The organism is Streptomyces virginiae, assembly GCF_041432505.1.
Lineage (GTDB): Bacteria > Actinomycetota > Actinomycetes > Streptomycetales > Streptomycetaceae > Streptomyces > Streptomyces virginiae_A.
On sequence record NZ_CP107871.1, the window covers coordinates 5,203,823 to 5,225,035 of the forward strand.

Consider the following 21,213-nt stretch of genomic DNA (forward strand, 5'->3'; position numbering starts at 1 on the left):
CTGCGGCCTAGCATCTGGCTGTTGAAGTGGGAGAACCAGGGCGTCAGGAACCGGGGGGCCGGGGACGGGGGCGACGGGGGCGGGGCGACGGGGAGCGGGGGCACCGGGAGCAGGCTGATCGACTGGTCGCTGCAGCCTGCCGCCCGGTCCTGGCAGGCGCTCTCCCTCGCGGTGCTCCTGGGGATCGCCGTCTCCACGAGCCTGCGGGCGAACTGGGGCTCCGACAACGCGTTCGTGGTCAAGGCCGCGGAGACGCTGCTGGCGGGCGGGTCCCCGTACGAGGACAAACGCTTCCTCTACCTGCCCAGTGCCGTGCTCATGGCGGTTCCGGAGGCGTTGCTGCCGCGTGAGGTGTTGCGGTGGGTGCTGCCGGTCGGGATGTCGGGGCTGCTGGGCATCGGCTGGCTGGCCGCGCTGCGGATGTTCGCGGTGCCGCTGCGCTCGCGCTTCGCCGTCGGCGGTCTCGCGGTGTTCGCCCTCCTCTACAAGCCGTACATCAACCTCGTGCTGATCGGGAACTGGACCGCCATCTCGGCGGCCGCCCTGCCCGTGGCGCTGCTGCTCGCCCACCGGAGCAGGTGGGGGTCGGCCGGGCTGGTGGTGGGGCTCGCGATCGCTTGCAAGCCGATGCTGGTGCCCTTGGGGTTGCTCTTCCTGGTCGCCCGGCGGTGGCGCGCCCTGGCCGCGGCCGTGCTGGTGCCGCTGGGGTTCTCGCTGGCCGGCGCGCTGGTGATGCCGAGCCCGTCGCTGTTCTTCACCAAGACCCTGCCCTTCCTGCTCCAGGGGCAGGACTCGTACGCGCTGCCGTGGGACGCCTCGCCGATCGCCGTGCTGCCACGGCTGGGCGTGCCCGCGGCGGTGGCGGTGCCGGTGGCCTTCGCCGGGGCCTGCGCGAGCCTGTGGGCGGCCTGGGTGCGGTGGCGGCGGGAGGACACCGACGGGGGTGAGCTGCGCATGGTGGAGACGGCCTGCATGGTGATGCTCGCCGCATTCCTGGTGTCGCGGCCGTCCTTCGACCACTACCTGCTGGTGGTCCTGCCGCTGCTGATCGCTTCGGTGGTGCGGTCGGACGCGGCGGCGCGTTCGCCCTGGTTCTGGGCGGTGCTGGGGCCCCAGGTGGCGGGCATCCCGTGGCCGTCCGAGCTGGAGGCCAAGCGGCGGGCGTTCAAGGACTGCGCCACCCTGTGCGGGCTCACGATCGTGCTGGTGTGTCGTGCGGTGCGCTCCGGGCGGGTTACTCTGGAGCCCGTAACAACTGCGGGGTCCCCACCCAGGACCGAACCGGAGTGCGCCGCGACGCCAGCAGAATCGGCATCGCGGACCGCGTTTTGACCCGTACGGGTCTGCTTGGGTATCCTGCTGGTTTGTTATGCGTATTGGCTTTCTCATTCTCACGTGAAAGGGCCTTGCGCCGGTCCACCGGACCGATGACCAGCAGTTCACACGGGTTGCGTCCCCGTTGTGAATGAGGGCTGTCGTGATCGTCCGTGGTGACCCTGTCAGGACCTTCCCGTTGGGGCTTGCGCCCTTGGGATACCACCACCGAAGAAGCGAAGGCATACGCGTGCGTACGTTCAGCCCCAAGCCCGGCGACATCTCGCGCCAGTGGCTCGTCATCGACGCCCAGGACGTTGTCCTCGGCCGTCTGGCGACCCAGGCCGCAGCCCTCCTGCGCGGCAAGCACAAGCCGACTTACGCCCCCCACATGGACATGGGCGACTTCGTCATCATCGTCAACGCCGACAAGGTTCACCTGTCCGGCAACAAGGCGTCGCAGAAGATGGCGTACCGCCACTCCGGCTACCCGGGCGGTCTCCGCTCCGTGCGCTACGACGACCTCCTGGCGAACAACCCGGAGAAGGCCGTCGAGAAGGCCATCAAGGGCATGCTCCCCAAGAACACCCTGGGCCGTCAGATGCTCTCGAAGCTGAAGGTCTACTCGGGCGATGTGCACCCCCACGCTGCTCAGCAGCCGGTGCCGTTCGAGATCACCCAGGTCGCGCAGTAGTTCCGGCCACCCCCTAAGACGTAGAAAATTCTGAGGAGCATCGTGGCCGAGACCACCGCCGAGACGACCCCCGTCGAAGAGTTCGAGGGCAACGTCGAGGAGTACACCACCGAGTCGGACGTCGTCGTCGAGGGCGACTACACCTCCGAGTCCCTTGCCGGCCGCTTCGGCGACCCCCAGCCGGCCGCCGGCCTGGGCCGTCGCAAGAACGCCATCGCCCGCGTCCGGATCGTTCCGGGCACCGGCAAGTGGAAGATCAACGGTCGCACCCTTGAGGACTACTTCCCCAACAAGGTGCACCAGCAGGAAGTCAACGAGCCCTTCAAGCTCCTGGAGCTCGACGGTCGCTACGACGTCATCGCCCGCATCACGGGTGGCGGCGTGTCCGGCCAGGCCGGCGCCCTGCGCCTCGGCGTGGCCCGTGCGCTGAACGAGGCGGACGTGGACAACAACCGCCCGGCGCTGAAGAAGGCCGGCTTCCTCTCCCGCGACGACCGTGCGGTCGAGCGCAAGAAGGCCGGTCTCAAGAAGGCCCGTAAGGCTCCGCAGTACAGCAAGCGTTAATCTGCGCCTGCTGTTCTGCAACGAAACCGCCCCGGCAGCACTCTCTGTGCTGTCGGGGCGGTTCGTTTACCGCCACAAGCGGCAAATACCTGTCACAAGCGGTCATACGCGAAGCGGAAACTCGGGAGGACAACAGTGGGACGACTCTTCGGGACGGACGGTGTACGCGGCGTTGCCAACGCGGATCTGACGGCGGAGCTCGCGCTCGGCCTCTCCGTGGCGGCTGCCCACGTACTGGCCGAGGCAGGCAGCTTCGAAGGCCACCGGGCGACCGCCGTGGTCGGCCGGGATCCCCGCGCCTCCGGCGAATTCCTGGAGGCCGCGGTCGTGGCCGGCCTCGCGAGCGCGGGCGTGGACGTCCTGCGCGTCGGTGTGCTGCCCACCCCGGCGGTGGCGTATCTCACCGGTGCGCTGGGCGCCGACCTCGGCGTGATGCTCTCCGCCAGCCACAACGCCATGCCCGACAACGGCATCAAGTTCTTCGCGCGCGGCGGCCACAAGCTCGCCGACGAGCTGGAGGACCGCATCGAGTCGACCTACGAGCAGCACCGCACCGGCGCGCCCTGGGACCGACCCACCGGCTCCGGCGTCGGCCGCGTCTCCGACTACACCGAGGGCTTCGACCGGTACGTCGCCCACCTCATCGGGGTCCTCCCGAACCGCCTCGAAGGCCTGAAGGTCGTCCTGGACGAGGCCCACGGCGCGGCCGCGTACGTCTCGCCCGAGGCCTTCACCCGGGCCGGTGCGGAGATCGTCACGATCGGCGCCGAGCCCAACGGCCTCAACATCAACGACGGCTGCGGCTCCACCCACCTCGGCCTGCTCAAGGCGGCCGTGGTCGAGCACGGCGCCGACTTCGGCATCGCGCACGACGGCGACGCCGATCGCTGCCTGGCCGTGGACGCCTCCGGCGAGGAGATCGACGGCGACCAGATCCTCGCCGTGCTGGCCCTCGCCATGCGCGAGGCCGGCCAGCTGCGCGAGAACACCGTGGTCGGCACCGTGATGTCCAACCTGGGCTTCAAGCTGGCGATGGAGGCCGAGGGCATCCAGGTCGTGCAGACCGGGGTCGGCGACCGCTACGTGCTGGAGTCGATGAAGGAGCACGGCTACGCGCTCGGCGGCGAGCAGTCCGGCCACGTGATCATCCTCGACCACGCGACGACCGGCGACGGTACGCTGACCGGCCTGCTGCTCGCGGCGCGCGTCGCGGCCACCGGCACGTCCCTCGCCGAGCTGGCGGGCGTCATGCAGCGGCTGCCGCAGGTGCTCGTCAACGTTCCCGACGTGGACAAGTCCCGTGTCACCACCTCCGCCGAGCTGGCGGCGGCGGTCGCCGACGCCGAGCGCGAGCTGGGCACCACCGGACGGGTGCTGCTGCGTTCGTCCGGCACGGAGCCGCTCGTACGGGTGATGGTCGAGGCCGCCGACATCGAGCAGGCCCGCTCGATCGCCGGCCGCCTCGCGGACGTCGTGAAGTCCGCGCTCGGCTAGGCCCTGCTAGAGCCCGCTGCCAGGCCTGTGTGGCGCACCCGGTTTCCGGATCATCCGGCTCTCCTGGGTGCGCCACAGCAGTTTCCAGCAGATGAGGGTGAGCGTCCCGGCGAGGATGATGCCGCCCAGGTTCAGGGCCAGCTGCACGGCCGAGCCCCACATCTGGGAGAAGTCGCCGTAACTGAGGGCCACCGCCGCGTTCGCGCCCGCCGGGACGGTGGTGACGGAGATCGCCACGCCCACCAGCGCGCCGGCCTTCGCCGAGGTCAGCGACAGCATGCCGGCCACACCGGCGAGCAGCGCCACGACGAAGGAGAACGGGTCGGGCTGCCAGATGAAGCTGGTGTTCGGCCGGGGGTTCTCCAGCATTCCTTCCTGGAACAGCCCGAGCGCGTTCATCCCCAGACTGAAGACCGTCGTCGCCACGATCGCCGCCGTGAAGCCGATGAACAGCGCGAAGAGCGAGCGGCCGGCCAGCTTGCGACGGCGCTGCACCAGGCCGGTGCAGATACCGGCGAGCGGGCCGAACTCCGGGCCGACGGCCATGGCGCCCACGATCAGGATCGCGTTGTCCAGGACCACACCGCAGGCCGCGATCATCGTCGCCACGATCATGAAGGCGGCGTAAGTGATGGTGAGGGTGGACTCCTCGTGCGTCGACTCGGCGAGCTGCTCCCAGACCACGGCGTCGGCGGCCTCGCCCGGCGCTTCCCGCTCGGCGTCGTCGGCGCGTCTGGAGATCGACAGGTCGATGTTCTCCACGGCGATCGAACCGGTCCGATCGATACCGAGGTGGCGCATCGCCTGCAGGAGCTCGTCCGCCGCCTCGCGGGCGACGTCGCACAGGACGAGATCGCCCTCGGGGTCGCGGGCGGCGCCGGGCAGGACGACCAGATGGGTGGTTCCGACGGTCCGGTCGATCAACGCCACCACCTGCTCGGTGAGGTGATGTGGGGTGATCATCCGCAGATGCAGCTTTTTCGCACCCTAGCGACCGGGGGGTGTCTTGCCGGTCAGGGCGAGCCCGCCCTGACCGGCAAGACACCCTCTGGCGCTAGGGCGTGTCCGCGAAGTCCCGCCTGCCCCGCGGCGCCCGGCACCGCACCTCGCCGCGGGGCCCGCCCTTCGGGCGGCCGGCGCTACTTCGCGGACACCCCCTAGAGCTTGCGCAGGCTCAGCTTCTGCACCTTGTGATCGGGCCCCTTGCGGACGACGAGGGTGGCCCGGCCGCGGGTGGGCGCCACGTTCTCCAGCAGGTTGGGGCGGTTGATCGTCCGCCACATCGTCTGCGCGTACTCCATGGCCTCCTCCTCGGAGACCTGGGTGTACTTGCGGAAGTAGGAGAAGGGGTTCTGGAACGCGGTCGCGCGCAGCTTCCGGAACCGGTTCAGGTACCAGCGCTCGATGTCCTCGGGGCGGGCGTCCACGTACACGCTGAAGTCGAAGTAGTCGGCGAGGGCGACGCGGGTACGGCCGTCGGTGCCGGGGAGGGCCGGCTGGAGCACGTTGAGGCCCTCGACGATGAGGATGTCCGGGCGGCGGACGACGAGCTCCTCGCCGGGGACGATGTCGTAGATCAGGTGCGAGTAGACCGGGGCCCGGACCTCGTCCTTGCCGGCTTTGATGTCGGCGACGAAGCGGGTGAGCGCGCGGCGGTCGTAGGACTCCGGGAACCCCTTGCGGGAGGTCAGCCCACGCCGCTGGAGCTCCTTCATCGGATACAGGAAGCCGTCGGTGGTGACCAGCTCCACGCGGGGGTGCTCGGGCCAGCGGGCCAGCAGGGCCTGCAGCAGGCGGGCCACGGTGGACTTGCCGACGGCGACCGAACCGGCGACCCCTATGACGAAGGGGGTGCCCTGCTGGGCGCCGTGCCCGTTGCCCGCGTCACCGAGGAAGGTGTTGAGGGTGCCGCGCAGGTTGCTGGTGGCGCCGACGTAGAGGTTGAGGAGCCGGGACAGCGGCAGGTAGACGTCGCGTACCTCGTCGAGGTCGATGACGTCGCCGAGGCCGCGCAGCCGCTCCACCTCGTCGGCCGTGAGCGGCAGCGGGGTCCTCTCCCGCAGCGCGCTCCACTCGGCGCGGGTGAGGTCGACGTAGGGCGAGGCCTCGGGACCGCGGCGGTGCCCGGGGCGGGTGGGGTGCCCGTCCCGGCCGGTGCGCTCCGTTGCGTTGTCCGGCGTGTTGCTTCGTGGCGGCGAAGTGATCACACCGCCATTGTCGGGGCTCCGGGGCGGTTGTGGGTGGTGTGGTCGGTCACGTGCCCGACGGGAGGGACGGCCACCGGGCCGGAGCCCGGCCCGTGGGCGTGAGGTTGTACGCGCACTGGTTGCGATTGGAAATTCATGGGGTCTCGCCCGGGTCACGATCGCCGACGAACGCCGCCCCGGGCCACACGATGATCGATTGACCCGTACATTGTTGATCACCGCAGTCGTGTCCACGCCCCCGCTTCGGGGGTGCGGTTCGTGCTGCCCTTTCGCAGCCGTCTCCATGGGGGAGTCTTCTCGTGCGCAACACTCTCGTCCGCCGTACCGTCCTGACCGCGTCCGCGGTGTCCCTGGCCCTGCTGGCGACCGCCTGCGGCTCCGACAAGAAGGACGACACCAAGGCGGACGCCAAGCCGTCCGGGGCCTCCTCGTCGGCCCCCGCCGCCGCGGCCAAGGGGAAGACGGACGCCGAGCTGGCGCCCCTCCTGCTGACCCAGGCCGAGGCCCCCAAGGACAGCCTCGTCAAGGCGCCCTCCGCGGACCAGCTCAAGAAGCTCGCGGCCACCACCGACAAGGCCGAATGCAAGCCGCTCGGCCAGGCCGCGTCGATGGAGCCCCAGGGCACCTCCACCGGTGTGGCCCGCACCCAGGTCGGCGGCACCTCCGGCAAGGCGGCCGACCCCAACGCCTCGGCCGAGGACAAGTTCAAGGCCGGCCTGGAGCTGCTCGCCGGCGCCACCGGCACCTCGGTGACCCTGACCTCCTACGACGGCAAGGGCGCCGAGGAGGCGTTCGCCGCCTTCAAGAAGTCGGGCACCGCCTGCGCGGGCGGGTACACGATGACGCAGGACGGCGATGCCCTGAAGATCAACAAGGTCGTCGCGGGCGACCCCGTCACGGCCGGCGACGAGTCCGTCTCCTTCCTGGCGGACTTCGGCGACGCCGAGACCCCGATGGCCGGCCAGGTGGTCATGGTGCGCAAGGGCAACACCCTCGCCACGTTCTCGGTGCAGAACATGAGCGGCAAGCCGGTGCTCTCGAAGGACATCGTCGACGCGCAGGTCAAGAAGCTCGGCTGACGCCTGCCCGCAGACACGTCTGCCCGCAGACCCATCGACCCGCCCCGGCGCACGCGCCGGGGCGGGTTTTTCGTCTTGTTCGGCTACGGGGCAGACAGCCAACTACGGCGTACGCTGCGGCCTATGTGCGGAATTGTGGGTTACGTGGGAGCGCAGTCGGCGCTCGATGTGGTCATCGCCGGACTCAAGCGGCTGGAGTACCGCGGCTACGACTCGGCCGGGGTCGCCGTACTCGCGGACGGCGGCCTGGCGGCCGTCAAGAAGGCCGGGAAGCTGGTCAATCTGGAGAAGGAGCTGGTCGGGCACCCGCTGCCGTCCGGTTCCACGGGGCTCGGGCACACCCGATGGGCGACCCACGGCGGGCCCACCGACGCCAACGCCCACCCGCACCTCGACAACTCGGGACGCGTCGCCGTCGTGCACAACGGGATCATCGAGAACTTCGCCGCACTGCGGGCCGAGCTCACCGAACGCGGACACCGTCTGGAGTCCGAGACGGACACCGAGGTCGTCGCGCACCTGCTGGCGGAGCAGTTCTCGGCCACCGGGGATCTCGCGGAAGCCATGCGTCACGTGTGCCGGCTCCTGGAAGGCGCCTTCACCCTCGTCGCCGTGCACGCCGACGAGCCCGACGTGGTCGTCGGCGCGCGCCGCAACTCGCCCCTGGTCGTCGGCGTCGGCGAGGGCGAGAACTTCCTCGCCTCGGACGTGGCCGCCTTCATCGCCCACACCCGGTCCGCGATCGAGCTGGGGCAGGACCAGGTCGTCGAGCTCCGCCGCGAGGGCGTCACGGTGACCAACTTCGACGGCACCGCCGCGACCGTGCGGGCGTACCACGTGGACTGGGACGCCTCTGCGGCCGAGAAGGGCGGCTACGACTACTTCATGCTCAAGGAGATCGCCGAGCAGCCGAAGGCCGTCGCCGACACCCTCCTGGGCCGGATCGACGCGAGCGGCTCGCTGACCTTGGACGAGGTACGCATCCCCGTCTCGGTGCTCAGGGAGGTCGACAAGGTCGTCATCGTGGCCTGCGGTACGGCGTACCACGCGGGCATGATCGCGAAGCTGGCCATCGAGCACTGGACCCGCATCCCGTGCGAGACGGAGCTGGCGAGCGAGTTCCGCTACCGCGACCCGATCCTGGACCAGCGGACGTTGGTCGTCGCGATCTCGCAGTCCGGCGAGACCATGGACACCCTGATGGCGCTGCGCCACGCGCGCGAGCAGGGCGCCAAGGTGCTGGCCATCTGCAACACGAACGGGTCGACGATCCCGCGCGAGTCGGACGCCGTGCTCTACACGCACGCCGGTCCCGAGGTGGCCGTCGCCTCGACCAAGGCCTTCCTGACCCAACTGGTGGCCTGCTACCTGGTCGCGCTCTACCTCGGCCAGGTCCGGGGCACGAAGTGGGGCGACGAGATCGAGGCCGTCATCCGCGAGCTGTCGGACATCGCCGCGGCCGTGGACACGGTCCTGGAGACCATGGAGCCGGTACGCGAACTCGCGCGCTCCCTCGCCGACAAGAACACCGTGCTGTTCCTGGGCCGACACGTCGGATACCCGGTGGCGCTGGAGGGCGCGCTCAAGCTCAAGGAGCTGGCGTACATGCACGCCGAGGGCTTCGCGGCGGGCGAGCTCAAGCACGGGCCGATCGCCCTGATCGAGAAGGACCTGCCGGTGGTGGTGGTCGTACCGTCGCCGCGCGGCCGGTCGGTGCTCCACGACAAGATCGTCTCGAACATCCAGGAGATCCGGGCACGCGGGGCGCGGACCATCGTGATCGCGGAGGAGGGCGACGAGGCGGTCGTCCCGTACGCCGACCACCTGATCCGGATCCCGGTGACGCCGACGCTGCTCCAACCGCTGGTGGCGACGGTTCCGCTGCAGGTGTTCGCGTGCGAGCTGGCGACGGCGCGCGGCAACGAAGTGGATCAGCCGCGTAACCTCGCCAAGTCGGTGACGGTGGAGTAGTAGGCGGCTGGAGTTGTCGTTGTGATTATCGGCGTCGGGATCGACGTAGCGGAGATCGAGCGGTTCGGCGCGGCACTGGAGCGCACCCCGAACCTGGCCGGGCGGCTGTTCGTCGACGCCGAGTTGACGCTGCCGAGCGGCGAGCGGCGCGGGACCGCCTCGCTCGCCGCGCGGTTCGCCGCCAAGGAGGCACTGGCCAAGGCGCTGGGCGCGCCGGCCGGCCTGCTGTGGACCGACGCCGAGGTGTACGTCGAGGACAGCGGCCGGCCGAGGCTGCGGGTGTCCGGGACGGTCGAGGCGCGGGCCCTGGAACTGGGCGTCACGTCCTGGCACATCTCGCTCAGCCACGACGCCGGTGTCGCCTCCGCCGTGGTGATCGCAGAAGGGTAGGGGCAGTCCGTGCGCACTGCTTACAGCGTGGAGACCGTACGGGGCGCCGAGCGCGAGCTCATGGCCCGGCTGCCCGAAGGCGCCCTGATGCAGCGGGCGGCGGCCGGCCTCGCCGCCGCCTGTGCCGGGCTCCTGCGGCGGGCCCGCGGCGGGGTCTACGGGGCCCGGGTCGTGCTGCTCGTCGGCCCCGGGGACAACGGCGGCGACGCGCTGTACGCGGGCGCCCGACTGGCCCGGCGCGGGGCCGGGGTGACGGCCGTGCCGATGGACCCCGAGCGGATGCACCCGGGCGGCCTGGCCGCGCTGCGGGCCGCCGGGGGACGGGTGGAACGGGCCGTACCGCGGCGGGCGGACCTCGTCCTGGACGGGCTGCTCGGGATCGGCGGCAAGGGCGGGCTGCGCCCGGCGGCCGCGGCCCTGGTGGAGAGCGTCCCGCCGGGGGTCCCCGTGGTCGCGGTGGACCTGCCGAGCGGGGTCGACGCGGACACCGGGGAGGTGGCGGGTCCGGCCGTGACCGCCGAGGTGACGGTGACCTTCGGGGCGTACAAGCCCGGCCTGCTGATCGACCCCGGGGCCTCGCGGGCGGGCGCGGTGCACCTCGTCGACATCGGGCTGGAACTCCCGTCGCCGCAGGTGCAGGCGCTGCAGCACGCGGATGTGGCGAGGCTGCTGCCGGAGCCGACGGCGACGAGCGACAAGTACCGGCGGGGCGTGGTCGGGATCGTCGCCGGGTCCGCCCGGTACCCCGGCGCGGCGGTGCTCGCCGTGGCGGGAGCGCTGCGCGGCGGCGCGGGAGCGGTGCGGTACGTGGGGCCGGCGGCCGCCCAGGAGGCGGTGCTCGCCCGCTACCCCGAGACACTGATCGGGCCCGGCCGGGTGCAGGCGTGGGTGGTCGGCCCGGGGCTGGGCGAGGGGCGCGCCGGGGAGGTCGCGGAACTGCTGGCGGGGGACACGGCGGTGCTGGTCGACGCGGACGGGCTGCGCGGACTGGACCCGGCGGCGCTGCGGGCCCGGACGGCCCCCACCCTGCTGACCCCGCACGCGGGGGAGGCGGCGGCGCTGCTGGGGGTGGAGCGGAAGACGGTCGAGGCGGGCCGGCTGGACGCCGTACGGACGCTGGCGCGGCGGTACGGGGCGGCGGTGCTGCTGAAGGGCTCGACGACCCTGGTCGCCTCCGGCGCGGAGGGCACCGTTCGGGTGAACCCGACGGCCACCCCGTGGCTGGCCACCGCGGGCAGCGGCGACGTGCTGTCCGGCCTGGCCGGGTCGCTCCTGGCGGGCGGGCTGTCCGGGGCGGACGCGGGCGCGGTGGGCGCGTACCTCCACGGCCTGGCGGCGCGCCGCGTCGGTGGCCCCCTGCTGGCCCACCAGGTCGCCGAAGCGCTCCCGGAAGCCTGGCGCGACACCCGCCACCCCTGACGGCGTGAAGGGCCGGGCGGGGAGCGGCTCCGCGCGGCGGCGGCCCGCGCCCACCGGCCCCCGTGGCGGAAGCGCGGTGACCGGTCGGGCCAGCCCCCGCAAGCCTTGGCGGGGGTTCTGAGAGACTGACCCCGATGAACGAGACAGCGACGCGCGTGTACGCCGAGATCGATCTTGACGCCGTACGGGCGAACGTGCGCGCACTGCGCGAGCGGGCGCCCCGAGCCGCATTGATGGCCGTGGTCAAGGCGAATGCCTATGGGCACGGCGCCCTGCAGTGCGCCCAGGCCGCCCAGGAGGCCGGAGCCACCTGGCTCGGTACCGCCACGCCCGACGAGGCCCTCGCGCTCCGCGCCGCCGGGATCCAGGGGCGCCTGATGTGCTGGCTCTGGACCCCCGGCGGGCCCTGGCGGGAGGCAGTCGAGGCCGACATCGACGTCTCCGTCAGCGGAATGTGGGCCCTCGACGAGGTGCGCAGCGCCGCCCGCGCGGCCGGCCGCACCGCGCGCATCCAGCTCAAGGCCGACACCGGCCTCGGCCGCAACGGCTGCCAGCCCGCCGACTGGGAGGCACTGGTCGCGGCGGCCGTCGCCGCCCAGGCCGAGGGCACCGTCCAGGTCACCGGCCTCTGGTCGCACTTCGCCTGCGCCGACGAGCCCGGGCACCCCTCGATCCAGCTCCAGCTGGCAGCCTTCCGCGACATGCTCGCGTACGCCGAGAAGGAGGGCGTCGAGCCCGAGGTCCGGCACATCGCCAACTCGCCCGCCACCCTCACCCTGCCCGAGTCGCACTTCGACCTGGTGCGCTGCGGGCTGGCCGTCTACGGGGTCTCGCCCGCCCCCGAGCTCGGCACCCCGGCCCAGCTGGGCCTGCGGCCCGCGATGACCCTCAAGGCCTCCCTCGCGCTGGTCAAGACGGTCCCCGCCGGGCACGGGGTGAGCTACGGCCACCACTACGTCACCGACACCGAGACGAACCTCGCGCTGATCCCGGCCGGCTACGCCGACGGCATCCCGCGGCAGGCCTCCGGCCTCGGCCCGGTGCTCGTCGGCGGCAAGATCCGCCAGGTCGCCGGGCGCGTCGCGATGGACCAGTTCGTGGTCGACTTGGGGGAGGAACACGCCCGCGCGGGTGACGAGGCCGTCATCTTCGGGGACGCGGAGCGCGGTGAACCGACCGCCGAGGACTGGGCACGAGCGGCGCACACGATCGCGTATGAGATCGTCACCCGTATCGGTGCACGTGTACCCCGGGTGTACCTGGGCGGCTGAGCGGAGTGAGGGCGGCGGCGTGAGCGAGAACTGGCGCAAGGCCGGCTGGGCGGGCGCCGCCATCGGCGTGATAGCCGCGGGCGCGGCGGCCGGTGTCGCGGTCGAACGGATCACCGTCGGGCGCGGCATGCGGATGAAGGCACGCCTCGCCCTCGACGCGGCCGGGGACTACGGGTCCCTACGCGGCGCCGAGGGGATCTGCCGGGCCGAGGACGGCACCGAGCTCTACTACGAGGTCGACGAGCTCCCCGAGGACGGCAAACGGCGGCGACTGCGGCGCAAGGCCGAACCCCAGGCCACCGTCGTCTTCTGTCACGGCTACTGCCTCGGCCAGGACTCCTGGCACTTCCAGCGCGCCGCCCTGCGCGGCGTGGTCCGCGCGGTCTACTGGGACCAGCGCAGCCACGGCCGCAGCGCCCGCGGCCTCGCCCAGGCCGACGGCGAGCCGGTGAGCATCGACCAGCTCGGCCGGGACCTCAAGGCCGTCATCGACGCGACCGCTCCCGAGGGGCCGCTGATCCTGGTGGGTCACTCGATGGGCGGAATGACCATCATGGGATTCGCCGAGCAGTACCCCGAGCTCGTGCGCGACCGCGTCGTCGGCATCGCCCTGGTCGGCACGTCCAGCGGCCGGCTCGGCGAGGTGACCTACGGGCTTCCGGCCGTCGGCATGGGCGCCGTGCGCCGGATCCTGCCGGGCGTGCTCAAGGCGCTCGGCTCACAGGTGGAGCTGGTGGAGAAGGGCCGGCGGGCGACCGCGGACCTCTTCGCCGGAATGATCAAGATGTACTCGTTCGGCTCCCGGGACGTGGACCCGGGCGTCGCGCGGTTCGCCGAGCGGCTGATCGAGGCTACGCCCATCGACGTGGTCGCCGAGTTCTACCCGGCCTTCCAGACCCACGACAAGACCTCCGCGCTCCAGCTGTTCGCGGACCTGCCGGTCACGGTCATCGCCGGGGACAAGGACATGATCACCCCGGCCGCGCACAGTGTCGCCATCAAGGAGGCGCTCCCCGGCGCCGACCTCGTGGTCCTGGAGTCCACCGGGCACCTGATGATGCTGGAACGCCCGGAGACCGTGACGCGGCTGCTCACCGAGCTGCTGGCGCGCACCGGGGCGGCGGCCCTCCCCGCAGCGACTAACGTTGGCGGGCATGGAAGAAGTACCGCTGGAAGCACAGCGCAGCCAGGCGCCGGCACCTGAGGCCGCGGCCGGCGCGGAGACCCGGATCACCATCGACTCCCCGGACGCCATGCAGGAGTTGGGCCGCAGGATCGCCGCCCTGCTGCGCCCCGGCGACCTCGTCCTGCTGACCGGCGAGCTGGGCGCGGGCAAGACCACGCTCACCCGGGGCCTCGGCGAGGGCCTGGGCGTGCGCGGGGCCGTGACCTCGCCGACCTTCGTGATCGCCCGCGTGCACCCCTCACTGACCGGCGGACCGGCGCTGGTGCACGTGGACGCGTACCGCCTGGGCGGCGGGCTGGAGGAGATGGAGGACCTGGACCTCGACGTCTCGCTGCCCGAGTCCGTGGTCGTCGTCGAGTGGGGCGACGGCAAGGTGGAGGAGCTCTCCGACGACCGGCTGCACGTGGTGATCGCGCGGGCGGTCGGCCACGAGGAGGTCCTGGACGACGTACGGGAGGTCCTGGTGCGCGGGGTCGGGGAGCGCTGGAGCGCCGGCGCCGGACTCGACGCCCTGGCAGGGGCCCTCTCGGAGTAAACGTACCGACAACTCGTCGGCAAGATATTGCGCTGTCGGCGGCCCTCGTGGTGACATGGTACCGAGAGTTTCTTAGGTATGCCTAAGTACGGTGTCCCGGGTCCAGGAGGCAGCCATGTCGGCACCAGCAGGAGCACATCGCGAACCCCGCCCGTCCACCGTCTCCATGTGGACGCTCCTCGCCGCCGGCGTGGCCGCCACCGCCGTCTCGACCCCACCCGCGCGGGAGTACGCCACGCGCCCGGGCGCGCCCGTCGACACGGCACACGAAGAGGCCGCTCCGGAGTCCGAAGCGGCCTGAGGGGCGTTCCCGGGGTGTCCCGCGGGCGCCCGAAGCATCCTGGGCGTCCCGGCGCATCACCCGGTCGGGTGAATGAGCGGGCGCCCCGCCCGTGATCCGTCAGCGGTCCGTCAGGGAACGACGACGACCTTCGCGGCGATCGTCGCGAACGCCCACATCGCGTCGCCGTCGGCACGGGTCATCCGGATACCGCCGGTCTTCTTGTTCGGGTCGGGCTCCGGCAGCGCGCCGTCCGTACGGGCGCTGAAACCGACCGCCACACCCTCCGTGCTCGCGAACCGCACGACGTGCTCGATCGGCACGCCGTCCGACCCGGTGACCGAACCCGAGCGCGAACCGACCGTGTAGGTGCCCGGCTTCGGGTGCACCGTGCTCGGCATCACCGTGAACGACTTCGGCGGCTGCGCGGGGTCGCCCACCAGCCACACCCGCTTCTGACCCACCGAGTACACGACACGCACCCCGGTGCCGGAACCCTCGGGCACGGCCACCGGCTTCGCCGGATCCTGCTTGGCGGCCGGGCTCGCGGCGGGAGCAGGCTCCTGCGCGGCCGCCTTCGGGGGGTGCGCGGGCGCCGTGGCGGAAGCCTGGTAGCCGAGGAAGCCGACGACGGCCACTGCCGCGGCGGTGAGCCCGGCCACGATTCCCGAGCTGCTGCGTGCCACCTTGCTCCACCTTTCCGCGCCGACCGATACCACGTCAGGTACCCCGTCGAAAGGTAGCAGCCGCCCTGCTCCGAGACCGGCCGCAAGGGGTGCGGCCGCCGGAGTCGTAGGCTGTTCGCGTGCTCTTGCTCGCCGTAGATACCGCCACGCCCGCCGTCACCGTCGCCCTGCACGACGGTGAGTCCGTCGTCGCCGAGTCGAACCAGGTCGACGCCCGCCGCCACGGGGAGCTCCTGCTGCCCTCCGTGGACAAGGTCCTCGCCGAGGCCGGGGTCACGCTCGAAGCCGTCACCGGCGTCGTCGTCGGGGTCGGCCCCGGCCCCTACACCGGGCTGCGCGTCGGCCTCGTCACCGCCTCCACCTTCGCCGCCGTGCTGGGCGTGCCCGTGCACGGCCTGTGCACGCTCGACGGCCTCGCGTACGCCGCCGGCGCCGCCGGCATCGAGGGCCCCTTCGTCGTCGCCACCGACGCGCGGCGCAAGGAGGTCTACTGGGCCCGGTACGAGGACCCGCGCACGCGCGTCGGCGAGCCGGCCGTGGACCGCCCCGCCGACATCGCCGAGCAGGTCGCGGGCCTGCCCGCCGTGGGCCAGGGAGCGCTCCTCTACCCCGAGGTCTTCACGGACGCCCGGAACCCCGAGCACCAGTCGGCCGCCGCCATGGCCTCGCTGGCCGCGGAACGCCTGGCGGCCGGGCTGGAGTTCCTGCCTCCGACCCCGCTCTACCTGCGCCGGCCCGACGCCCAGGTGCCGAAGAACTACAAGGTGGTCACCCCACAGTGACCCCGGCGACCCCCCACACCGTGCGCGCGATGCGCTGGTGGGACATCGGGCCCGTGCTGGAACTGGAGCACGAGCTGTTCCCCGAGGACGCCTGGTCCGCCGGCATGTTCTGGTCCGAACTCGCCCACGCCCGTGGCCCCCAGGCCACGCGCCACTACATCGTCGCCGAGGACGCGGCGGGCCGTCTGGTGGGCTACGCCGGACTGGCCGCCGCGGGTGACCTGGCCGACGTACAGACCATCGCGGCCGCCCGCGACCAGTGGGGGACCGGGCTCGGCGCCCGGCTCCTGACCGATCTGCTGCGCGCCGCCACCGCGTTCGAGTGCGCCGAGGTGCTGCTGGAGGTACGGGTGGACAACACCCGCGCCCAGAAGCTCTACGAGCGCTTCGGCTTCGAGCCCATCGGCTTCCGGCGCGGCTACTACCAGCCCGGCAACGTCGACGCGCTCGTCATGCGACTGACCGACCCCGCACAAGCACGAACTGAGAGCAGTGAGAGCAATGGCTGACGAACCGCTCGTCCTCGGCATCGAGACCTCCTGCGACGAGACCGGCGTCGGCGTCGTCCGCGGCACCACCCTGCTCGCGGACGCGATCGCGTCGAGCGTCGACGAGCACGCCCGCTTCGGCGGCGTCGTGCCCGAGGTGGCCTCGCGGGCCCATCTGGAGGCGATGGTCCCCACCATCGAACGCGCCCTGAAGGAGGCCGGGGTCAGCGCCCGCGACCTCGACGGCATCGCCGTCACCGCCGGCCCCGGCCTCGCGGGCGCGCTGCTCGTGGGCGTCTCGGCGGCCAAGGCCTACGCCTACGCGCTCGGCAAGCCGCTGTACGGGGTGAACCACCTCGCCTCCCACATCTGCGTGGACCAGCTGGAGCACGGGCCGCTGCCGGAACCCACGATGGCGCTGCTGGTGTCCGGCGGGCACTCCTCGCTGCTGCTGGCCCCGGACATCACCTCCGACGTACGGCCGCTCGGCGCGACCATCGACGACGCGGCGGGCGAGGCCTTCGACAAGATCGCGCGCGTGCTCCAGCTGGGCTTCCCCGGCGGCCCGGTCATCGACCGGCTCGCACGCGAGGGCGACCCGAAGGCGATCAACTTCCCGCGCGGCCTGACGGGCCCGCGCGACGCCCCGTACGACTTCTCCTTCTCCGGCCTCAAGACGGCCGTCGCCCGCTGGATCGAGGCGAAGCGGAAGGCGGGCGAGGAGGTCCCGGTGCGCGATGTGGCGGCGTCCTTCCAGGAGGCCGTGGTGGACGTGCTGACGCGCAAGGCGATCCGCGCGTGCAAGGACGAGGGCGTCGACCACCTGATGATCGGCGGCGGTGTCGCGGCCAATTCGCGGCTGCGCTCGCTGGCGCAGGAGCGGTGCGACGACGCCGGGATCATCCTGCGGGTGCCGCGGCCGAAGCTGTGCACCGACAACGGCGCGATGGTCGCGGCCCTGGGCGCGGAGATGGTCAAGCGGAACCGGCCCGCCTCGGACTGGGACCTGTCGGCCGACTCCTCGCTGCCGGTGACGGACCCGCACGTGCCGGGCACCGCGCACGAGCACGGGAGCGGCCACGGGCACGGGCACAGTCACGATCACGACCACGTGCACGAACTGAGCAAGGACAACCTGTACTCGTGAGCACCGTCGCGCTGATGTGGGAGGCCCGGGCCGCCGACGGCCGGGGCAACGAGCTGCTGGAGTGGGCCCGCGCCCAGGTCCTCGCCCGGGAGCCGGTGCGCCGCGAAGTGTTCCGGGCCCCGCAGGACCGGGTCCTCGTGATCACCTGGTGGGAGGCCGCCGAGGGCGTCGCGTCCGACCTCCCCGAGCTGCCGGAACCCGCCGCCGACCTGATCACCCGAGCGGTGCACCGCTGGCGCTTCGAATCGGTGGAGGTCGACGGCGGCTGACACCGCCGACAGCCGCGCCCCCACCCGCCCCGGGGTGCGGGGCGGGGTGCGGGGCCAGGGGTGTCACCGGCCGGGCGTCGCCGCGGGCGGCCCGGCAGGGGGTACGGCCGGGCTGCCGATCAGCATCGAGGGGGCTCCCGCCACCCGGGTCAGGAAGACGGTCGCGGAGTTCGGTCCCTGCGGCTTGACCTTCTTGCGCAGCTCCTCGGGCTCGATCGCCGAGCCGCGCTTCTTCACGGTCAGGATCCCGACGCCGCGCTCGCGCAGCAGCGCCTTCAGCTTCTTCAGGCCGAAGGGCAGCACATCGGTGATCTCGTACGCCGTCGCGTACGGCGTCGCGCGAAGCTCGTCGGCGGTGATGTAGGCGATGGTCGGGTCGATCAGCCGCCCGTCCAGCTGCTCGGCGACCTCGGCGACCAGGTGGGCGCGGATGACGGCGCCGTCGGGCTCGTAGAGCCAGCGGCCGACCGGTCCGGCCTCCGGATCCGGCAGCGGATCGGTGGTGTGCAGATCGCGCGGCCCGGGGAGCAGGGTGGCGCGCACGGTCCCCGGCGCGGTCCCGAACCAGAGCACGGCCTCCTTGACGTCCCCCTGGTCGGAGATCCACTCGGCCTCGGCCTCCGCGGGCACGGCCTCGTGCGGGATCCCGGGCGCGATCTTGATGGCGGCGTACTTCGCCGCCCGGGCCGTCTCCACCGCCCACGACAGCGGCGGCGAGTAGGACTCCGGGTCGAAGATCCGGCCGCGGCCCCCGCGCCGGGCCGGGTCGATGAAGACGGCGTCGTAGCCGGCGGTGTCCACCTCCGTCACATCCGCCTCCCGGACCTCGATCAGGTCCGCCAGCCCCAACGCCTCGGCGTTGGCCCGCGCGACGGCGACCGTGAGCGGATCGTGGTCCACCGCGAGCACCCGGATGCCGAGCCGGGCCAGCGCGAGGGCGTCCCCGCCGATGCCGCAGCACAGGTCCGCGAGGCTGCGCACGCCGAGGGCGGCGAGCCGCTCGGCCCGGTACGAGGCCACGGACGCGCGGGTGGCCATCTCCCCGCCGCCGGGCGTGAAGTACATCCGGAAGGCGTCCTCGGCGCCGAACTTCGCCACCGCGCGCTGCCGCAGCCGGGCCTGCCCGAGCGCGGCGGAGACCAGGGCGGCGGGGTGTTCGCGGCGCAGCCGGGTGGCGAGGGCCAGCTCTTGGGCGGGGTCGTGGTCGCGGAGCGAGTCGAGGAGGGCGCGGCCCTCGGGGGTGAGGAGGGCGGCGAAGTCTTCGGGGGTCACGGGTCCATTGTCGGCGACGGGGCGGACGCGGCCGGTGTGGGCCAGTCGAAGGAAGGTGGAACCGCGTTCGCGGTGTCTTCCGGGGAGACCGTGTGTCGGGTGTCAGGATGCGCTGCTATGCAGCTAGTACGACAAAAGGGAAATAAGTCGCAACAGGGTCACCGGTACGCGGCAGGTCCGCGCGGCCGGTTCGGGGTGGCCGTGGCGGCCCTGCTCGTCGCCGCCCTCGGTACGGCGTGCGGCTCCGGGGACTCCGGGCCGGACAAGGCCGCGAAGGAGAAGGCCGCCAAGGCTGCGGAGGCGGGCGCCGCGGGCGCGCTCAGCGCCGCCGAGAAGGCCAAGGCGGTCCAACAGGCGCGCGTCGTCGCGGCCAAGAAGTGGGGACTGCGCAAGACCCCGCTCGCCGCCCCGCCGGCACCGAAGGAGAAGCCCGAGATCCACACGCGCGACGGCTTCGAGGTGGAGGACCAGGAGGAGTACCCGAACGTCTTCACCACCGTCCCGACCGAGGACAAGGTCGTCTTCCTGACGATCGACGACGGCTCGGAGAAGGACCCCGAGTTCCTGAAGATGATGCAGGAGCTGAAGATCCCGTACACGGCCTTCCTCAGCGACTACGTCGTACGGGACAACTACCCGTACTTCAAGAAGATGCAGGACGCGGGCGTCACCCTGAACAACCACACGCTCAACCACCGCTACATGCCCGGCCTGTCCTACGAGCAGCAGCGCGAGGAGATCTGCGGCCAGCAGGACACGATCCAGAAGCAGTTCGGCAAGCGACCGACCCTCTTCCGGCCGCCGTACGGCAACTACAACCAGGACACCCTGCGCGCGGCGAAGTCCTGCGGCATCAAGGCGGTCCCGCTGTGGAACGCGGAGGCGTTCACCAACCGGATGGACTACCGGGAATGGGACCGCGATCTGCACCCCGGTGACATCATCCTCACGCACTTCCGGGGCAAGGAGGACTGGAAGGGCACGATGCCTGACATGATCCGTCATGTCATGAAGACCGTCACGGACAAGGGATACGCCGTGGCTCGCCTGGAGGACTATCTGTGAAGCACGCGCGCCGGTTGGTAGCCGGAACGCTGGCGGCCGGCGCGCTCGCGCTGTCCCTGACGGGGTGCGGGGACAGCGCGGACCCCACCGAACGACTGGCCGCCAAGACGGCGCAGCCGACGGCCGGGACGGACGGCGCCACGCCGTCGACGGCGTCGCAGTCGCCGTCGCCGGCGCCGGGGGGCGCGTCCGACGCGGCGTACAAGAAGTGGGGCCTGACGGCCCCCCTCCAGTACGCGCCCAAGCCGGCCCAGAAACCGCAGATCCCGAAGACCGGGCCGGGCAAGGTCCCCGTGATCGACCGAATACCCGTCCCGGCCGACGACAAGGTCGTCTTCCTGACCTTCGACGACGGCGCGGAGAAGGACCCCGAGTTCCTGAAGATGGCGGCCGACCTCAAGCTGCCGATCAGCATGTTCCTCACGGACAGCGTGGCCTCGGCGGACTACGGACACTTCGAGAAGATCCGCGACAACGGCTCCGCGAGCACGATAAACAACCACACGCTGACGCACCCGAATCTGCGCACCCTCTCCTTCGAGGGCCAGAAGAAGGAGATATGCGGCCAGCAGGAACGCCTGGAGAAGCGCTTCGGCAAGCGCCCACCGCTTTTCCGCCCGCCCTTCGGCAACTACAACGACGACACCCTCCGGGCGGCCTCGGAGTGCGGAGTCTCGTCCCTGGTGCTGTGGCGGGTCTCGATGCAGATCAACAACTTCCAGTACGCCGAGGGCTCCGCCCTCAAGCCGGGCGACATCATCCTGGCCCACTTCCGCGGCCCCGGTGAGCTCAAGGGCACGACGGAAACCCAGATGACGACGCGCATGCTCCAGCGCATCCAGGAACAGGGCTACCGGATCGGTCGGCTGGAGGACTACTTGTAGGGCGGGGGCGGGGCGGGGGCTTCTGGGGCGGGACCCACTCGATCCGCATCACAGCTGTGTATGGGGGTTTCCCGTCAGTCCCATCGTCCCTCCGGGTCGGGCCGGTCCCTCAAGGGCGCTCCTCCTTCGTCGTCGCGTCGCTTCGCGATGTCGCTGCGCTCCACCCTTGACCGACCGTCCCGCCCCGGAGAAACGAAAGACTGCCGAGAAGCCCCC

At 71.9% G+C, this 21,213-nt stretch carries 22 protein-coding genes; 18 read left to right on the forward strand and 4 right to left on the reverse strand.

Annotated elements, in window-relative coordinates; all coding sequences use genetic code 11:
• Positions 1-21: 21 nt before the first annotated feature.
• The 4 genes from OG624_RS24365 to glmM all read left to right on the forward strand — a co-directional run bounded on the left by OG624_RS24365 (position 22) and on the right by glmM (position 4,066).
• Positions 22-1,332, forward strand: a complete 1,311-nt coding sequence (locus tag OG624_RS24365; RefSeq protein WP_371639837.1) for a glycosyltransferase family 87 protein — start codon at positions 22-24, stop codon at positions 1,330-1,332.
• A 232-nt stretch (positions 1,333-1,564) separates the two neighbouring features.
• Positions 1,565-2,008: a 50S ribosomal protein L13 gene (gene rplM / locus OG624_RS24370; protein ID WP_030725911.1), complete on the forward strand. Its 444-nt coding sequence runs from the start codon at positions 1,565-1,567 to the stop codon at positions 2,006-2,008.
• A 42-nt stretch (positions 2,009-2,050) separates the two neighbouring features.
• The gene (gene rpsI, locus OG624_RS24375) at positions 2,051-2,572 is read left to right on the forward strand and encodes a 30S ribosomal protein S9 (protein WP_033225071.1); all 522 of its coding nucleotides are present in this window, start codon (positions 2,051-2,053) and stop codon (positions 2,570-2,572) included.
• Between the two features lie 135 nt (positions 2,573-2,707).
• Complete coding sequence (glmM, locus tag OG624_RS24380) at positions 2,708-4,066, forward strand: phosphoglucosamine mutase (RefSeq protein ID WP_033225073.1); 1,359 nt, start codon at positions 2,708-2,710, stop codon at positions 4,064-4,066.
• Positions 4,067-4,072: 6 nt separating this feature from the next.
• Here the strand turns inward: glmM and OG624_RS24385 are convergent, their stop codons facing one another.
• The gene (locus OG624_RS24385; protein WP_371588295.1) at positions 4,073-5,029 is read right to left on the reverse strand and encodes a DUF389 domain-containing protein; all 957 of its coding nucleotides are present in this window, start codon (positions 5,027-5,029) and stop codon (positions 4,073-4,075) included.
• A 194-nt stretch (positions 5,030-5,223) separates the two neighbouring features.
• Positions 5,224-6,273, reverse strand: a complete 1,050-nt coding sequence (coaA, locus tag OG624_RS24390; RefSeq protein ID WP_030725900.1) for a type I pantothenate kinase — start codon at positions 6,271-6,273, stop codon at positions 5,224-5,226.
• 299 nt (positions 6,274-6,572) lie between these two features.
• Here coaA and OG624_RS24395 point away from each other — a divergent pair, with 299 nt between their 5' ends.
• From OG624_RS24395 to OG624_RS24430, 8 genes are all read left to right on the forward strand, one after another.
• A complete protein-coding gene (locus OG624_RS24395; RefSeq protein ID WP_033225078.1) occupies positions 6,573-7,352 on the forward strand; it encodes a hypothetical protein in 780 nt (259 codons plus the stop codon).
• A gap of 123 nt (positions 7,353-7,475) precedes the next feature.
• The gene (gene glmS, locus OG624_RS24400) at positions 7,476-9,323 is read left to right on the forward strand and encodes a glutamine--fructose-6-phosphate transaminase (isomerizing) (RefSeq protein ID WP_033225079.1); all 1,848 of its coding nucleotides are present in this window, start codon (positions 7,476-7,478) and stop codon (positions 9,321-9,323) included.
• A gap of 21 nt (positions 9,324-9,344) precedes the next feature.
• The gene (locus OG624_RS24405) at positions 9,345-9,713 is read left to right on the forward strand and encodes a holo-ACP synthase (protein ID WP_033225080.1); all 369 of its coding nucleotides are present in this window, start codon (positions 9,345-9,347) and stop codon (positions 9,711-9,713) included.
• A gap of 9 nt (positions 9,714-9,722) precedes the next feature.
• Positions 9,723-11,132: an NAD(P)H-hydrate dehydratase gene (locus tag OG624_RS24410; protein WP_371588296.1), complete on the forward strand. Its 1,410-nt coding sequence runs from the start codon at positions 9,723-9,725 to the stop codon at positions 11,130-11,132.
• Positions 11,133-11,266: 134 nt separating this feature from the next.
• A complete protein-coding gene (gene alr, locus OG624_RS24415) occupies positions 11,267-12,403 on the forward strand; it encodes an alanine racemase (protein WP_371639838.1) in 1,137 nt (378 codons plus the stop codon).
• Complete coding sequence (locus tag OG624_RS24420) at positions 12,348-13,607, forward strand: alpha/beta fold hydrolase (protein ID WP_371588297.1); 1,260 nt, start codon at positions 12,348-12,350, stop codon at positions 13,605-13,607. The genes alr and OG624_RS24420 overlap by 56 nt, the downstream gene beginning before the upstream one ends.
• Positions 13,558-14,124 (forward strand): tRNA (adenosine(37)-N6)-threonylcarbamoyltransferase complex ATPase subunit type 1 TsaE, encoded by a 567-nt coding sequence (tsaE, locus tag OG624_RS24425; protein WP_106971516.1) that lies wholly within the window; start codon positions 13,558-13,560, stop codon positions 14,122-14,124. Before OG624_RS24420 ends, tsaE begins: the two co-directional genes overlap by 50 nt.
• A gap of 115 nt (positions 14,125-14,239) precedes the next feature.
• Positions 14,240-14,425: a hypothetical protein gene (locus tag OG624_RS24430; RefSeq protein ID WP_106971517.1), complete on the forward strand. Its 186-nt coding sequence runs from the start codon at positions 14,240-14,242 to the stop codon at positions 14,423-14,425.
• A gap of 110 nt (positions 14,426-14,535) precedes the next feature.
• Here OG624_RS24430 and OG624_RS24435 read toward each other — a convergent pair whose 3' ends face one another.
• A complete protein-coding gene (locus tag OG624_RS24435; protein ID WP_030725877.1) occupies positions 14,536-15,090 on the reverse strand; it encodes a hypothetical protein in 555 nt (184 codons plus the stop codon).
• 119 nt (positions 15,091-15,209) lie between these two features.
• On the opposite strand from OG624_RS24435, the gene tsaB reads away from it, so the two are divergent.
• From tsaB to OG624_RS24455, 4 genes are read left to right on the forward strand one after another with little or no spacing between them, the layout of a single operon-like run.
• The gene (gene tsaB, locus OG624_RS24440) at positions 15,210-15,872 is read left to right on the forward strand and encodes a tRNA (adenosine(37)-N6)-threonylcarbamoyltransferase complex dimerization subunit type 1 TsaB (RefSeq protein ID WP_033225084.1); all 663 of its coding nucleotides are present in this window, start codon (positions 15,210-15,212) and stop codon (positions 15,870-15,872) included.
• 29 nt (positions 15,873-15,901) lie between these two features.
• On the forward strand, positions 15,902-16,381 hold the full coding sequence (gene rimI / locus OG624_RS24445) for a ribosomal protein S18-alanine N-acetyltransferase (RefSeq protein WP_051763744.1): 480 nt from the start codon (positions 15,902-15,904) through the stop codon (positions 16,379-16,381).
• Positions 16,374-17,507, forward strand: coding sequence for a tRNA (adenosine(37)-N6)-threonylcarbamoyltransferase complex transferase subunit TsaD (tsaD, locus tag OG624_RS24450; protein WP_033225086.1), 1,134 nt, complete (start codon positions 16,374-16,376; stop codon positions 17,505-17,507). Before rimI ends, tsaD begins: the two co-directional genes overlap by 8 nt.
• A complete protein-coding gene (locus tag OG624_RS24455; protein WP_244290969.1) occupies positions 17,504-17,776 on the forward strand; it encodes a hypothetical protein in 273 nt (90 codons plus the stop codon). Before tsaD ends, OG624_RS24455 begins: the two co-directional genes overlap by 4 nt.
• 63 nt (positions 17,777-17,839) lie before the next feature.
• Here the strand turns inward: OG624_RS24455 and OG624_RS24460 are convergent, their stop codons facing one another.
• Complete coding sequence (locus OG624_RS24460) at positions 17,840-19,093, reverse strand: class I SAM-dependent methyltransferase (RefSeq protein ID WP_371640867.1); 1,254 nt, start codon at positions 19,091-19,093, stop codon at positions 17,840-17,842.
• Between the two features lie 72 nt (positions 19,094-19,165).
• Here OG624_RS24460 and OG624_RS24465 point away from each other — a divergent pair, with 72 nt between their 5' ends.
• Both OG624_RS24465 and OG624_RS24470 read left to right on the forward strand, forming a co-directional pair.
• Positions 19,166-20,113, forward strand: coding sequence for a polysaccharide deacetylase family protein (locus tag OG624_RS24465; protein WP_371639839.1), 948 nt, complete (start codon positions 19,166-19,168; stop codon positions 20,111-20,113).
• Positions 20,110-20,997, forward strand: a complete 888-nt coding sequence (locus OG624_RS24470) for a polysaccharide deacetylase family protein (RefSeq protein WP_371639840.1) — start codon at positions 20,110-20,112, stop codon at positions 20,995-20,997. Before OG624_RS24465 ends, OG624_RS24470 begins: the two co-directional genes overlap by 4 nt.
• Positions 20,998-21,213 lie beyond the last annotated feature (216 nt).

Excerpts from the sequence above, each read along its gene's own strand:
- OG624_RS24385 (WP_371588295.1), bottom strand. The coding sequence starts at position 5,029 with ATGATCACCCCACATCACCTCACCGAGCAGGTGGTGGCGTTGATCGAC.
- glmS (WP_033225079.1), top strand. The coding sequence starts at position 7,476 with ATGTGCGGAATTGTGGGTTACGTGGGAGCGCAGTCGGCGCTCGATGTG.
- alr (WP_371639838.1), top strand. The coding sequence starts at position 11,267 with ATGAACGAGACAGCGACGCGCGTGTACGCCGAGATCGATCTTGACGCC.
- OG624_RS24420 (WP_371588297.1), top strand. The coding sequence starts at position 12,348 with ATGAGATCGTCACCCGTATCGGTGCACGTGTACCCCGGGTGTACCTGG.
- tsaE (WP_106971516.1), top strand. The coding sequence starts at position 13,558 with ATGGAAGAAGTACCGCTGGAAGCACAGCGCAGCCAGGCGCCGGCACCT.
- OG624_RS24430 (WP_106971517.1), top strand. The coding sequence starts at position 14,240 with ATGTCGGCACCAGCAGGAGCACATCGCGAACCCCGCCCGTCCACCGTC.
- rimI (WP_051763744.1), top strand. The coding sequence starts at position 15,902 with ATGCGCTGGTGGGACATCGGGCCCGTGCTGGAACTGGAGCACGAGCTG.
- tsaD (WP_033225086.1), top strand. The coding sequence starts at position 16,374 with ATGGCTGACGAACCGCTCGTCCTCGGCATCGAGACCTCCTGCGACGAG.
- OG624_RS24465 (WP_371639839.1), top strand. The coding sequence starts at position 19,166 with ATGCAGCTAGTACGACAAAAGGGAAATAAGTCGCAACAGGGTCACCGG.